Origin of the sequence: Prevotella jejuni (assembly GCF_900187995.1) — a bacterium.
GTDB lineage: Bacteria > Bacteroidota > Bacteroidia > Bacteroidales > Bacteroidaceae > Prevotella > Prevotella jejuni.
Genome location: NZ_FZNZ01000009.1, coordinates 40,825 through 54,902, shown reverse-complemented (window position 1 = coordinate 54,902; position 14,078 = coordinate 40,825). Strand labels below are relative to the sequence as shown.

Genomic DNA, 14,078 nt, shown 5'->3' with positions numbered 1-14,078 from the left:
TATAATATGGCTGATTTAAGTGTAAAGATAAGTGACTTACATCTCAAGAACCCCGTGATGACGGCCAGTGGTACCTTTGGCTATGGTTTGGAGTTTGCCGATTTCGTACCATTGGAAGAGATTGGAGGAATCATCGTCAAGGGAACGACGCTGAAGCCACGAGAAGGAAATGACTATCCGCGCATGGTGGAGACACCTCAAGGGATGCTTAATTGTGTAGGCTTGCAGAATAAAGGTGTAGATTACTTCATCGAACATATCTATCCTCAGATAAAGGATATCGACACGAATATGATAGTTAATGTGAGTGGAAATTCTCCAGAGACGTATGCTGAGACGGCAGAGAAGCTCGATGCGTTGGAGAGAATACCAGCTATCGAGGTGAATATCTCTTGTCCAAACGTGAAAGAAGGCGGTATGTCGTTCGGTGTCACCTGTTCTGGGGCAGCTTCAATCGTAAAGGCTGTACGCGAACACTACCATAAGACGATGATAGTCAAGCTATCACCTAATGTCACAGACATCGCCAGCATTGCACGTGCCTGCGAAGATGAAGGTGCCGATTCAGTGTCGCTGATAAACACGTTGATGGGAATGGCAATCGACATAGAGCGTCGTCGCCCTAAGTTGAGTATTCGTACAGGAGGGTTGAGCGGTCCAGCTGTAAAACCAGTAGCAGTCCGAATGGTCAATGATGTGGCAAAGGCTGTAAAGATACCAGTCATTGGGTTGGGTGGAATCTCAACTGCGGAAGATGCGATAGAGTTCCTTATGGCGGGTGCCACTGCTATCCAAATAGGTACAGCAAATTTCCTTGACCCTCAAGTAACGATAAAGGTGCGTGATGGTATTAATGATTGGCTCGACCGTCATGGCTGTAAGTCTGTAACAGAAATCATTAATTGTCTGGCATAGACATGTAGGGTAAGGAAAGGTGTAGGAATAGTTCGTTACATGGAAGACGAATGGTGATAAATACTGTCATTGTTCGTAGATATGGATGGACGAGCAAAGTCTTATAAACGTAGTTCCTTAAAGAAAAGCTAAGTGCTGACAATGTCTCCACCTCTTCTATAAGGCGTTGTCAGTACTTATTTTCGTTTATTAGTTTAAGAGATGTTTGCCTTTGCGGTTAGTCTTTAGGCCGAGTGTAAATGCAAAACAGGTGGTATCCGCTCTTAGAAGACCATTAGTCTTACTTTTAATCAGCAAGATTAGAAACGTAATCAATATCAGTAGAAGAAAGATACTTAGATAGGATTAATTCGTACCCTTCATTGTTGAAGTTGGAAAGTGGGGTAGAGAAGGTTATGTTTTACATTTTTTTGCACAAAGTCTATTTATGTGCGCATTATTATAAGGAGCGTGTTTTAAAATACATTAAAATAGAGGTTATTCGCTTGCTGTATTATTTCTCTTTTTATTATCTTTGTAAGATAGAATCAGAAATATATAAGTTTACTTTTAAAGCAATGTTTGAAAATTTAAGTGATCGTCTTGAACGCTCCTTTAAGATACTCAAGGGAGAAGGAAAGATAACAGAGATAAATGTAGCAGAAACCCTGAAGGACGTGCGTAGAGCACTTCTTGATGCCGATGTTAACTATAAAGTAGCTAAGTCGTTTACAGATACTGTAAAGCAGAAGGCATTAGGTATGAATGTGCTTACAGCCGTTAAGCCTGGACAACTCATGGTTAAGATAGTACATGATGAGTTGGCAGAATTGATGGGTGGCGAGGCTGTCGGTCTGAATTTGTCAGGTCGTCCTTCAATCATTCTTATGAGTGGTTTGCAAGGTTCTGGTAAGACTACATTCTCTGGAAAGTTGGCAAACATGCTTAAAACAAAGGAACATAAGAATCCTTTGTTGGTTGCTTGTGACGTCTATCGTCCTGCAGCTATCGACCAGTTGAAGGTCGTTGGAGAGCAGGTGGGAGTAGCTGTCTATAGCGAGCCAGAGAATAAGAATGTAAACGAGATTGCTGATCATGCACTTGCAGAAGCAAAGGCAAAGGGAAATGACGTAGTTATCATCGATACTGCTGGTCGTTTGGCTGTTGATGAAGAGATGATGAATGAGATCGAGAGTCTCAAGAATCATGTTCATCCCGACGAGACTCTGTTCGTTGTTGACTCAATGACAGGTCAGGACGCAGTGAATACTGCCAAGGAGTTCAATGACCGTTTGGATTTTAATGGCGTTGTTCTCACAAAGCTTGATGGTGATACGCGTGGTGGTGCGGCGTTATCAATCCGCACTGTCGTCACAAAGCCAATCAAGTTCATTGGTACAGGCGAGAAGATGGAGGCTATTGATGTGTTCCATCCAGGTCGTATGGCCGATCGTATCTTAGGTATGGGTGACGTTGTCTCACTTGTAGAACGTGCGCAGGAGCAGTTCGATGAGGAAGAAGCAAAGCGTCTGCAGAAGAAGATACAGAAGAACCAATTTGATTTCAACGACTTCTATAACCAGATACAACAAATCAAGAAGATGGGTAACTTGAAAGACCTTGCTTCTATGATTCCTGGTGTAGGCAAGGCTATCCGTGATGTTGATATCGACGATAATGCCTTCAAGGGTATTGAAGCTATTATCCAAAGTATGACACCGAAGGAACGCACGAACCCAGAATTGCTCAATAACTCCCGTCGTCAGCGTATTGCAAAGGGCTCTGGTACCAATATACAAGAGGTAAACCGACTCATTAAGCAGTTCGACCAGACTCGTAAGATGATGAAGATGGTTACTGGCTCGAAGATGGCTGGTATGATGGGCAAGATGAAAGGTATGCCGGGTATGCCAAAGATGCCGAAGATGTAAGAAACACATATTCATTAAATAATATCATTACTATGGAATATCAGTTAATAGACGGAAAGGCAACAGCAACTGCAATAAAGCAGGAGATTGCCGAAGAAGTGGAGGCCATTGTTGCCGCGGGTGGTAAACAACCTCATCTGGCTGCTGTTTTGGTGGGACACGATGGCGGAAGTGAAACCTATGTTAAGAATAAGGTCATTGCCTGCGAGCAGTGTGGATTTAAGTCTACGCTCATTCGTTTTGAGGCTGATGTTACAGAAGAAGAGCTTTTGGCTTGTGTGGATAAGCTGAATAAAGACGAAGATGTTGATGGCTTCATCGTTCAGCTTCCTTTGCCAAAGCATATCGACGAGCAGAAGATTATTATGGCTGTCGACTATCGCAAGGATGTGGATGGCTTCCATCCTATCAATGTGGGTCGTATGGCGATTGGTTTACCTTGCTTTATCTCAGCTACTCCATTGGGTATTCTCACCTTATTGCAGCATTATCATATTGAGACTTCTGGTAAGAAATGTGTTATCTTAGGTCGCAGCAATATTGTTGGTAAGCCTATGGCACAGCTGATGATGCAGAAACAATATGGTGATTCAACGGTAACAGTATGTCACTCTCGTTCAAAGGATTTGAAGAAAGAGTGCCAAGAGGCAGACATCATTATTGCAGCTATTGGCAGACCTGAATTTGTAACAGCTGATATGGTGAAGCCTGGTGCAGTGGTTATTGACGTCGGTACGACACGTGTAGAAGACAAAACACGCAAGAGTGGTTTCAGACTGTGTGGTGATGTGAAATTTGATGAGGTTGCTCCTCTTTGCTCTTTCATTACGCCTGTCCCAGGTGGTGTTGGTCCTATGACCATCTGCTCACTGATGAAAAATACACTTGCGGCAGGCAAGAAAGAATATTATAAGTAGATGACAGCAGAAGAATACTTCCAACGAGGTAATGAATACCGACAGAGAGGCGACTGGCAGGAAGCCTTAGCTAATTATATGGAGGCTATCGAGTTGGACCCTAATTCTCCAGCAGTAGTCGCAAAAGAGATGCTGGAGAATATTCTCAACTTCTATAACAAGGATGCGTATAATCCTTAAAATACAAAAACTATGAGCAAGATGAAAGGTGCCATTGTAGTAAACACAGATCGATGTAAAGGATGCCAGTTGTGTATCGTTGCATGTCCCAAGGATGTTATTGCATTGGCTCAGAAAAAGGTAAATGTCCACGGCTATCCGTATATTGAGTCTGCACGACCAGATGATTGTATCGGTTGTGCTGCTTGTGCTACGGTTTGTCCTGATGGCTGTATCACGGTCTATCGTAAAAAAGTGGAGGAATAATTTATGGCAGAACAAGATGTAAAACTAATGAAGGGTAATGAGGCTATCGCTCATGCAGCTATCCGCTGTGGCGCTGATGGCTATTTCGGTTACCCTATCACTCCTCAGAGTGAGATAATAGAGACACTTGCAGCATTGAAGCCATGGGAGACAACGGGTATGGTTGTTCTTCAGGCTGAGAGCGAGGTGGCTTCTATCAATATGATATATGGTGGTGCTGGTGCTGGTAAGCGTGTGCTAACAAGTTCTTCATCACCTGGTGTAGCTTTAATGCAAGAGGGTATCAGCTATATGGCAGGTGCCGAACTTCCAGGCGTCTTTGTAAACGTTCAGCGTGGTGGACCAGGTCTTGGAACAATCCAACCAAGTCAGAGTGATTATTTCCAAGCGACACGTGGAGGTGGTAATGGCGATTATAATGTGATTGTATTGGCACCAAGCTCAGTACAGGAGATGGCTGACTTTGTTGACTTAGCATTTGAGTTAGCATTCAAGTATCGTAATCCTGCAATGATTCTTTCTGATGGTGTGATTGGTCAGATGATGGAGAAGGTTGTCCTTCCACCGCAGAAGCCACGTCGTACAGAGGAAGAAGTCCGTAAGGAATGTCCATGGGCTTCAATGGGTCGTACAGCTGATCGTAATCCTAATATCATTACCTCTTTGGAATTGAAGCCAGAGATAATGGAAGAAAGAAACCTCCACTTACAGGAGAAGTATCGTCAGATTCGTGAGAATGAGGTACGCTTTGAGACGCAGCAATGCGAAGATGCCGACTATATTATCGTTAGTTTCGGTAGTGCAGCACGTATTGGTGAGAAGGCTGTTGAGCTGGCTCGTGAGTCGGGATTGAAGGTCGGCTTGTTCCGTCCTATTACTTTGTGGCCTTTCCCAAGCAAGCAACTTGCAGAGTTATGCAAGGGTAAGAAGGGTGTATTGGTTAGTGAAATCAATGCAGGTCAGATGGTACAAGATGTTCGTTTGGCTATCAATGGCGCCTTACCTGTAGAGCATTTTGGTCGCTTAGGTGGTATCGTTCCTGACCCTGAAGAGATAGTCAAGGCACTCAAGGAAAAGTTAGTAAAGTAAGAAGGGAGGACGTATATTATGGCAAATGATATCATTTCACCTGAGAATCTGGTGTATAAGAAGCCTACTTTGATGAACGATACGACAATGCACTATTGTCCGGGTTGTTCTCATGGTGTGGTTCATAAGTTAGTTGCAGAGGTTATCGAAGAGATGGGAATGAGTGATAAGGCGATTGGTGTATGCCCTGTTGGCTGTGCCGTATTTGCTTATCGTTATCTTGATATCGATTGGCAGGAGGCTCCTCATGGTCGTGCACCGGCTGTAGCAACAGGTATTAAGCGACTTTGGGAGGACCGTTTGGTTTTCACTTATCAAGGAGATGGTGACCTCGCTTGTATTGGTACAGCAGAAACAATCCATGCCTTGAACCGTGGCGAGAATATTCCTATCATCTTTATTAATAATGCCATTTATGGTATGACAGGTGGACAGATGGCGCCTACAACGCTTATGGGTCAGAAGACAGCAACTTGTCCATACGGTCGTGAACCAGAACTGCATGGCTATAATCTGAACATTACGGAGTTGGCAAGTCATCTGAAAGGAACTTGCTATGTAACTCGTCAGAGTGTTGACACCGTTGCTTCAATTAATAAGGCGAAGCGTGCAATCCGCAAAGCGTTTGAGGCAAGTATGCAAGGAAAGGGAAGCTCATTAGTAGAGATTGTTGCAACCTGTAACAGTGGTTGGAAGCTTTCTCCTGTTAAGGCTAACGAGTGGATGCGTGAGAATATGTTCCCTGAATATGAAAAGGGTGATTTGAAAGATACTACAGGTCTTTAATCCTTCCCTATATAAATAAGGTGTAAAATGAAAAAAGAGATAATTATTAGTGGCTTCGGTGGTCAGGGCGTACTCTCTATGGGTAAGATCCTGGCTTATTCGGGACTAATGGAAGATAAGGAGATAACATGGATGCCTGCTTATGGACCAGAGCAGCGTGGTGGTACAGCCAACGTTACTGTTATTGTAAGCGACGAACGCATCTCTTCTCCTATCCTTAGTAAGTATGATGTTGCGATTGTGCTGAACCAACCTTCGCTTGATAAGTTTGAACCAAAGGTTAAGCCAGGTGGTATTCTTATCTATGATGGTTATGGTGTATTCAATCCTCCTACGCGTAAGGACATCACCATCTATCGCATTAATGCTATGGATAAAGCTGCTGAGATGAAGAATGCAAAAGTGTTTAATATGATTGTGCTGGGTGGTCTGCTTAAGGTTTGCCCTGTTGTCAGCACTGATGGACTAAAGAAGGCACTCTTCAAGAGTCTTCCTGAACGCCATCATAACCTCATCCCACTAAATATGGAAGCAGTGGAAGAGGGAATGAAAATCATTACTCAGCAATAATTAAGTGGTAAACAACAATAGTAACTGTTGTTATAATAAAGGAATTTAACCTGATTTTTTATAACTCTCTAATTTGTTTAAGGGACCTAAGCAGTGATGCTACGGGTCCCTTTTTCTTTAGTAAACATCTTATCCTTCAAGATTGTGTCTTCTTATATTTGTCGTTGAGGGCTGAACAGATATTGTTTCTGTTATCTTGCTAATAGATTCTCATTAGCATGCAAGCAATCTTCTAACAACAAGTAGAAGGCTATTATAGCTATTTGTTGCTTGGCGTTACGAGTTAGCACGAAACATAATAACTTATAGCACCATATTTGTAGTGTGTTCGCATGATTGTAGAAAGTCGGAGGTAGAACTTTCGATAGCCGTAAGTGAAACAAACGATAAGGGCCTGTTCGAACCACTTTGTGGACTTCCAATAATTTTGAAATATCGCTTTCGGTATTGAAGAGGGTTCTCCCTACAATATATGTGATATAGCCCCATTGTTTCACATGTTATTATGTTACAATAAGATAAAAGATATATAACATTGTTCAATATTTCCATCTTTATGGTTTCTTATGCTCATAATATAGGGGCCTGTGCATTTTTTATCTAAAAAAATTTGGCTGTCTCATTATTTTTTTATTACTTTGCAGCGAGTTTAAGACACTGACATTATAGATTTTACAAATATTAATTAATTCAGAGAAAACAATGAAAAAGTTAGTTTTAATGTTGGCAGCTGCTTCTATGGCAGCTTCAGTTTCTGCTCAGACAGTGGCAGAAAGCAAGGCATTTGACAACGTCTACGTTGGTATTAACGGTGGTGTTGCAACAAAGACAACTGGTCACAAGTGGTTGAGCGACCTCGATCCAAACGCTGGTATCCGTATCGGTCGTTATTTCACTCCAGTATTCGGTTTGGCAATTGAGGGTAATGCATACTTCTCTAACAAGCCTTGGACTTCTACAGGTACTGTAGTTCGCGCTACAAACGCAAGCTTGCTCGGTACTGTAAACTTGAGCAACCTCTTCGGTGGTTACAAGGGTGAGCCACGTACCTTCGAGGTTAGCGCACTTTATGGTCTTGGTTGGATGCACGTATTCACAAGCAACAAGGCATTCAAGGATGCTACTGCTGACAACCGTAACCGTATGACTTCTAAGGCAGCTCTTGATTTCGCTTTCAACTTTGGTTCAGAGAAGCAGTTCCAGTTCTACGTAGAGCCTTCTATCAACTTCGCATTCTTGGGTCAGTCAAAGAACAAGGAATTGGTTGCAACTGGTAATGCTTTGAATCCAGTAGCTTTAGCTGATCATCAGGAGTATGGTTACAAGGCAGCTTCACAGGCAGGTCAGCCAGCTTACAACATCAACAACTCATTCGTTCAGTTGAATGCTGGTCTTGTTTACAAGTTCAAGAACTCTAACGGTACACACAACTTCACAATCGTTACTCCACGTGACCAGGCTGAGATCGATGCTTTGAACGCTCAGATTAACGAGCTCCGTAACCGTAAGCCAGAGGTTATTACTAAGGAGATTGTTAAGGAGGTTCCTTCTGTTAAGGTTAAGGAGTTCACTGTATCTGACCTTGTATTTGTAACATTCGCTCAGGGTAAGTCTGCTCTTACTAAAGAGGCTAAGGCTGCTCTCAACAACGTTAAGGAAGGTGTTCACGTTCAGGTTGTTGGTACAGCTTCTCCAGAGGGTTCTAAGGAACTTAACGATCGTCTCTCACAGGCTCGTGCTGACGTAGTTGCTAACTACCTCAAGGGTCGTGGCGTTATCGTTGACGAGGCAACTGGTAAGGGTGTACAGGGTGTAACTTCTAACCGTCTTGCAGTTGTTTACGTAAAGTAATCTAAACGAGTAGGTTAAGAAGGACAATCCTTCAAACAATAACAATAAGGGATGCATCTTTAAGGTGCATCCCTTTTTATTTTGCTTTTTCGTTATCAACTTACTGCTTGTCATATAGTGTGTTCTCTGTGAGAAACATAACACTTAACATCTACCATACATGTCATCTTATCAAGTGGGAAAGTTCTTTTCCATAGAGGAACACTGAATTTTGCACGCAAATAGAATCTATATATAGGGCCTATCCCTTGTCTTAACGTAAACTTTTTTCGACTCTCAAGAGAGTAATACATGGTCTTTAAGATAGAAGAAGAGGCCTAACAGTATTCAAGAACATGCTCTTCTTGGGTGATGAAGACGCCCTTCTTGCCTCAAGAAGGGCATGTTCTTTAATGCAATATGTAACATGTTGATACAATGTGTGTTATGAATTTTATCTGAAAGGATATTATACCCCAACATAAGGGGTGTCCTGCTCGACTATGTGTAATTATTTTTCTTAATCCTATTAATCCTCATGAAGAGTGAGGTTAAATGTTTGACCTGTTCCCTAAGAAGTGGAGTATGCCCTCTTTAGATATAACGATTCATTTCTACTAAGGGCAACTACGAGTCTTCAGATTTTCTTGCTTACATAGAATATAATGACAATTTTTCCGTTATAATAGTAAGTTAGGCATTGGTAAATGCATAAAGTAAATGTTCGTGTAAGATAAGTGTAATATGGAAAAGTTATCAAAGATAGGAAGATATGAGTTTTTGGCTGAGCCGTTTCATTGCGACTTTTCCAATCATTTGTTTATGGGTCACTTAGGCAATCACTTGTTGAATGCTGCTGATTTCCATAGTAATGATCGTGGTTATGGTATGAATTATCTCAATACTGTCAATAAGACGTGGGTATTGAGTCGCCTGGCTATTGAGGTGATGGACATGCCGAAGGCCTACGATAAGTTTTTCGTAGAGACTTGGGTGGACAGTGCTCTGAGGTCTTTTACAAGCCGTAACTTTAAGATAGTCGGGGAGTCTGGGCATGTTTATGGTTACGGAAAGAGTGTGTGGGCCATGATAGACCTTGATACACGTCATCCTGCCGACATACTTGCCGTTCGTGGCGGCTTGATAACTGAGTATATAGAAACCGAATACCCTTGTCCGATAGAAAAGTCTTCACGTGTGAAGCTATTAGTTGGTGCAACTCCAATCCGTTCAATCGACACTTATTATAATGATGTAGATATCAATGGGCATATAAACTCAGTCAAGTACATAGAGCATGTATTAGATCTGTGGGACGTAGCTTGGTATAAGCAGCATTGTATCAAGCGTTTTGAGATAGCATACGTAGCAGAATCTCATCAAGGAGATAGACTCCACTTCTATCGAGAGGGTCGGGATTCAGATACTGATTTTAATGTTAGAATAACCAAGAGTAATAGAGACAGCGCAGAAGTAGAGGTTTGTCGTTGTAGAGTTCAGTTTGTTTGATACCAATCAAATATTAGTAGAACCAACGAGAAGCTGTTGGTTCTTACTGATGCGAGCCTACAATAAGTAGGCTGTATCTACAAAATAATTTTTCCTGTCACATCTGTCATGCTTTATGAGTATCTAACTAATTAGATTGCAATGAGTTAGTTCTAAATGTTAAAATGACAGCAAATGAATTTAAAAATAAATTTGTTATAAACGTTGTATTTCAGCTTTAATTTTAGTCCAATTAGTGAGGACTCCAATAAACCGAGATGTGTTGAGACCTACCACATTAATCCATGTATCAGAAGACCAAATCTTTTAGGGTAGAAGTAAGAAACTTCCATCCAAAAGGATTTCCTCTTCCAGAATCATCTCTCGCATAACTTGCTGAACAAGGTCCCAATCATCATTCAGTTGACGAATCTCTGTAATAGCATGCTTATGCCCATCTTCTAAGAGTGTCAGCAGTTGTTTTCTGATTTGTTCTTTCTCGTTCGTATCATCCTCTTTGGTATGCGATAAGCAAACATCACATTGTCCGCAGTCGGTTGATTTATTTTCTCCGAAATAGGATAGTAGCTGTCTGCTGCGACACACTCGCTCATTTTGTGCGTAATTGATAACAGAGTTGATGCGTTTGATAAATTCTTCTTTTCGATTTTCATATACCTCTTTACTAAGAACAACATCAACGCCGTCAATACGATCTTGTGTGTAGCTAATAAGTGGTATATTCTTACGAGGGATGAAATTGATGATACGCTTTTTACTAAGATTGGTGAGTATCATGTAGGTTTGGTTTCTATCCAACCCAGCTTCCTGTCCAAGATAACTTTCATCTATGTAGCCATTGTCAGAGAAGAGTCCACCATAATTGCGAAGTAGTGCTGTTACGATATTGTCTTCCTTATCGCTCAGCGAGTCTAATCGGTAAAGTTCATCCCTATTGAGAAGGAAGCGAACACGTGCCTTAGTGTCTGGGTTAAGTTCGTAATCAATATATCCTGCTCGTTGAAGGATGGTCAATGCTGCATTAACACGTATGGGAAAATGCTTGAAAGTATTGCAGAATTTGTCAATCGGAAACTCAAATATACATCCGTAGCCACTCCCAACGCCTATCTGATAGAAGTAGGCTAAGTGTTCATAGACTGTTTGGATATAGTCTTTAGGTGGGAAGGTATCTTCGATGCGCTTCTGCAGTGTGCGTCTGTCATTGCCATTATAAAGTAGAACAGCGTATGCCTTATTACCATCACGACCTGCACGACCCGCCTCTTGGAAGTAAGCCTCCAATGAACTCGGGCAATCAATATGGATAACTACACGTACGTTAGGCTTGTCAATACCCATACCAAATGCGTTCGTCGCAACCATGACACGTATCTTATCAGTCTGCCAGTCGTTCTGGCGTTGGTCTTTAACACCAGGTTCTAAGCCTGCGTGATACCATGTAGCCGAGATACCATGTTCTGTGAGCATCTTTGCAATCTCCTTTGTGCGTTTTCTGCTACGGCAGTAGACAATAGCTGTCTTGGGTAAGGATTGCAGAATATGTACCATCTCGGCATCTTTGTCTTCAGTCTGGCGTACGACATAAGCTAAGTTCCTACGCTCAAAGCTCATTCGGAAGACATTCTTCTCTTTAAATCCTAAGCGGTCTTGAATATCATCAACGACATCTGGTGTAGCTGTTGCAGTTAAGGCAAGGATAGGTGCATCAGGTACTAACTTTCGGATGTTCTCAATCTGTAAGTACGAAGGGCGAAAGTCATAACCCCATTGACTGATACAATGGGCTTCATCAACAGTGATGAAACTCACTTTTATGTGTCGTAGTTTTGTTTGAAAAAGGTCAGACCCTATACGCTCAGGAGAGATATAAAGTAACTTTATTCCACCAAAAGAACAGTTATCCAAGGTTGATACAATGTCATCATGGCGCATGCCAGAATAAATAGCAGCAGCAGTGATGCCTTGTTGACGGAGATGGTCAACCTGGTCTTTCATCAACGCAATAAGAGGAGTAATGACCAGGCACACTCCTTCTTGGGCTAATGCTGGTACTTGGAAAGTTATGGACTTTCCTCCTCCTGTTGGCATTAGTCCTAAGGTATCCTTTCCTGAACCGATACTCTCGATGATGTCCTTCTGAATACCACGGAAATCAGGATAGCCCCAATATTGATGAAGAATGTCGAGATAAGACATTAAACTACATGCTTTGAACGATGAACATTGAGGTTTTGAGCTTTTGGACTTTAGGGTTGATAGTCCTTATTGTTGATACAAATAATACAGCTCTATACTATTGTTAGCAATCCTCAGTAGGTCTGATATCTTCTATTTGCAGTTGAACAGAGCCACGCTTAAAGACGTTATCTTCAATCGTGTAGGCAATGTCAAACGAGCGTTTTGATTTGATGTAACGGGCTGAAGCACTCTGTCCGAAAGCGATACCATTCATTACGTTGTTGGATTTAGAGTCAACCAGTTCCAACTTGATATGCTCTTGCTCGCGTCCTACAACCTTACTCGTTCCAAAGTCGTAAACATCTAACGTACAGAAGAGTGGTTTGGGATTACCAGGACCAAATGGGGCAAAGCGTTTCAGATCAGTGTGTAGCTTTTTGGTTATATCCTTAAAGTCGATAACAGCATCGATATCGAGGATCGCCTCACGCTGTTCAGGCTCAATGTGCTGCTCTACGTAGGCTTGGAATCTTTTACGGAACTCCTTTACATCTGCCCACTTCATGGTTAGTCCGGCTGCGTATGTATGTCCACCAAAGTTCAACAATAAATCACGACAACTCTTAATCGCTGCATATACATCGAATCCAGCTACACTACGTGCAGACCCTGTAGCAAGGTTCTCGTCACGTGTTAAGACTACTGTCGGACGGAAATAGATTTCAGTCAGACGAGAGGCAACGATACCTATGACACCTTTCTTCCAATGCTCATCATAGAGAACGATACTTGATTGATGCTTCTGGCTCTCCAAACGAGCAACAATCTGGTTGGCCTCTTCTGTCATCTGACGGTCTACATCCTTTCGCTGTTCGTTGTATTCGTCAATATGCTTTGCTTGATCGAATGCCAGACTGTATTCTCTTTCAACAAGTAGGTCAACACTTTTCTTGCCATTCTCCATACGGCCGCTGGCGTTAATACGTGGTCCAATCTTGAAGATGATATCGCTCATAGATAATTCACGACCATTCAATCCGCAGATATCTATAATGGCTTTCAATCCGAGACTTGGGTTTTGATTCAACTGTTTCAGTCCGTGGAAGGCAAGAATACGATTCTCGTCTACTACAGGAACTAAATCGGCTGCAATGCTGACAGCACAGAAATCGAGTAGGGGAACAAGTCGAGAAAAGGGAATATTATTGTTCTTTGCAAATGCTTGCATGAACTTAAAACCTACACCACAACCACAAAGGTTCTTGAAAGGATAAGTGTCATCTGGTCGTTTTGGGTTAAGGATAGCTACTGCAGGAGGCATCTCTTCATCAGGAACATGGTGGTCACAGATGATAAAGTCTATTCCCTGCTCCTTGGCATAGGTTATCTCTTCGATTGCTTTGATGCCACAATCGAGAATGATAATAAGTTTAACTCCTGTTTCTTTAGCAAAGTCTATTCCCTTCTTGCTTACTCCATAACCCTCATCATAGCGGTCGGGGATGTAGTAATCGATGTTTGAATAGAATTGTCGTAAGAATTTATATACCAACGCTACAGCTGTACAGCCGTCTACGTCATAGTCTCCGTAGACAAGAATACGCTCCTTATGCCCCATCGCATCATTGAGACGGTCGACAGCAGCATCCATATCCTTCATTAAGAAAGGGTTGATGAGGTCTGCCAACTGAGGACGGAAGAACCGTTTTGCAGCACTCTCCGTCGTTATACCACGACGTATCAGCAGTGAAGCAAGAATAGTGCTAATACCTAACTTCTCTCCTAAGTCTTTAGCTGCATTGTCCTGAGTCTCTGTAGGTGGAATGTAGTTCCATTTAAATTGCATTTTAAGTTGTTTTTATTTCTGTCCGTAAAGGTACAAAAAAAAAGCCAAATGAGAATGTTATGTAGCGTATTATTTGGTTCTGTTTTTTTATGATATTAG

12 protein-coding genes are annotated in these 14,078 nt (G+C 42.0%); 10 read left to right on the top strand and 2 right to left on the bottom strand.

Translation table 11 applies throughout. The annotated features are described in order from the left end of the window. The first annotated feature begins 6 nt into the window (after positions 1–6). The 10 genes from CHB62_RS04565 (at position 7) to CHB62_RS04520 (ending at position 9,952) form a co-directional block, all read left to right on the top strand. Positions 7–915, top strand: a complete 909-nt coding sequence (locus CHB62_RS04565; RefSeq protein ID WP_009012060.1) for a dihydroorotate dehydrogenase — start codon at positions 7–9, stop codon at positions 913–915. Between the two features lie 557 nt (positions 916–1,472). Next, positions 1,473–2,825: a signal recognition particle protein gene (ffh, locus tag CHB62_RS04560; RefSeq protein ID WP_089365908.1), complete on the top strand. Its 1,353-nt coding sequence runs from the start codon at positions 1,473–1,475 to the stop codon at positions 2,823–2,825. Between the two features lie 32 nt (positions 2,826–2,857). Further along, positions 2,858–3,742 carry a bifunctional methylenetetrahydrofolate dehydrogenase/methenyltetrahydrofolate cyclohydrolase FolD gene (gene folD, locus CHB62_RS04555; RefSeq protein WP_089365875.1) on the top strand — a complete coding sequence of 295 codons (885 nt, stop codon included), beginning with the start codon at positions 2,858–2,860 and terminating at the stop codon, positions 3,740–3,742. Beyond that, positions 3,743–3,922, top strand: a complete 180-nt coding sequence (locus CHB62_RS04550) for a tetratricopeptide repeat protein (RefSeq protein ID WP_089365874.1) — start codon at positions 3,743–3,745, stop codon at positions 3,920–3,922. Positions 3,923–3,934: 12 nt separating this feature from the next. After that, entirely contained in the window at positions 3,935–4,168 is a 234-nt protein-coding gene (locus tag CHB62_RS04545) for a 4Fe-4S dicluster domain-containing protein (protein ID WP_089365873.1), read from the top strand. A 3-nt stretch (positions 4,169–4,171) separates the two neighbouring features. Further along, entirely contained in the window at positions 4,172–5,257 is a 1,086-nt protein-coding gene (locus CHB62_RS04540; protein ID WP_089365872.1) for a 3-methyl-2-oxobutanoate dehydrogenase subunit VorB, read from the top strand. Positions 5,258–5,275: 18 nt separating this feature from the next. Continuing rightward, a complete protein-coding gene (locus tag CHB62_RS04535) occupies positions 5,276–6,043 on the top strand; it encodes a thiamine pyrophosphate-dependent enzyme (protein WP_089365871.1) in 768 nt (255 codons plus the stop codon). 27 nt (positions 6,044–6,070) lie between these two features. Further along, entirely contained in the window at positions 6,071–6,613 is a 543-nt protein-coding gene (locus tag CHB62_RS04530; RefSeq protein WP_009012055.1) for a 2-oxoacid:ferredoxin oxidoreductase subunit gamma family protein, read from the top strand. A 702-nt stretch (positions 6,614–7,315) separates the two neighbouring features. Next, the gene (locus CHB62_RS04525; RefSeq protein ID WP_167386055.1) at positions 7,316–8,464 is read left to right on the top strand and encodes an OmpA family protein; all 1,149 of its coding nucleotides are present in this window, start codon (positions 7,316–7,318) and stop codon (positions 8,462–8,464) included. Positions 8,465–9,187: 723 nt separating this feature from the next. Then, complete coding sequence (locus CHB62_RS04520) at positions 9,188–9,952, top strand: acyl-[acyl-carrier-protein] thioesterase (RefSeq protein WP_089365869.1); 765 nt, start codon at positions 9,188–9,190, stop codon at positions 9,950–9,952. Between the two features lie 306 nt (positions 9,953–10,258). Here the strand turns inward: CHB62_RS04520 and CHB62_RS04515 are convergent, their stop codons facing one another. After that, on the bottom strand, positions 10,259–12,151 hold the full coding sequence (locus tag CHB62_RS04515) for a RecQ family ATP-dependent DNA helicase (protein WP_089365868.1): 1,893 nt from the start codon (positions 12,149–12,151) through the stop codon (positions 10,259–10,261). 103 nt (positions 12,152–12,254) lie between these two features. Continuing rightward, on the bottom strand, positions 12,255–13,979 hold the full coding sequence (gene recJ / locus CHB62_RS04510) for a single-stranded-DNA-specific exonuclease RecJ (RefSeq protein ID WP_089365867.1): 1,725 nt from the start codon (positions 13,977–13,979) through the stop codon (positions 12,255–12,257). Between the last annotated feature and the right edge of the window lie 99 nt (positions 13,980–14,078).

Bases quoted from the DNA above. Each gene is read 5' to 3' on its own strand.
- recJ (WP_089365867.1), bottom strand. From the start codon at position 13,979: ATGCAATTTAAATGGAACTACATTCCACCTACAGAGACTCAGGACAAT.
- CHB62_RS04535 (WP_089365871.1), top strand. From the start codon at position 5,276: ATGGCAAATGATATCATTTCACCTGAGAATCTGGTGTATAAGAAGCCT.
- CHB62_RS04550 (WP_089365874.1), top strand. From the start codon at position 3,743: ATGACAGCAGAAGAATACTTCCAACGAGGTAATGAATACCGACAGAGA.
- CHB62_RS04515 (WP_089365868.1), bottom strand. From the start codon at position 12,151: ATGTCTTATCTCGACATTCTTCATCAATATTGGGGCTATCCTGATTTC.
- CHB62_RS04540 (WP_089365872.1), top strand. From the start codon at position 4,172: ATGGCAGAACAAGATGTAAAACTAATGAAGGGTAATGAGGCTATCGCT.
- CHB62_RS04565 (WP_009012060.1), top strand. From the start codon at position 7: ATGGCTGATTTAAGTGTAAAGATAAGTGACTTACATCTCAAGAACCCC.
- folD (WP_089365875.1), top strand. From the start codon at position 2,858: ATGGAATATCAGTTAATAGACGGAAAGGCAACAGCAACTGCAATAAAG.
- CHB62_RS04525 (WP_167386055.1), top strand. From the start codon at position 7,316: ATGAAAAAGTTAGTTTTAATGTTGGCAGCTGCTTCTATGGCAGCTTCA.
- CHB62_RS04545 (WP_089365873.1), top strand. From the start codon at position 3,935: ATGAGCAAGATGAAAGGTGCCATTGTAGTAAACACAGATCGATGTAAA.
- CHB62_RS04520 (WP_089365869.1), top strand. From the start codon at position 9,188: ATGGAAAAGTTATCAAAGATAGGAAGATATGAGTTTTTGGCTGAGCCG.
- CHB62_RS04530 (WP_009012055.1), top strand. From the start codon at position 6,071: ATGAAAAAAGAGATAATTATTAGTGGCTTCGGTGGTCAGGGCGTACTC.
- ffh (WP_089365908.1), top strand. From the start codon at position 1,473: ATGTTTGAAAATTTAAGTGATCGTCTTGAACGCTCCTTTAAGATACTC.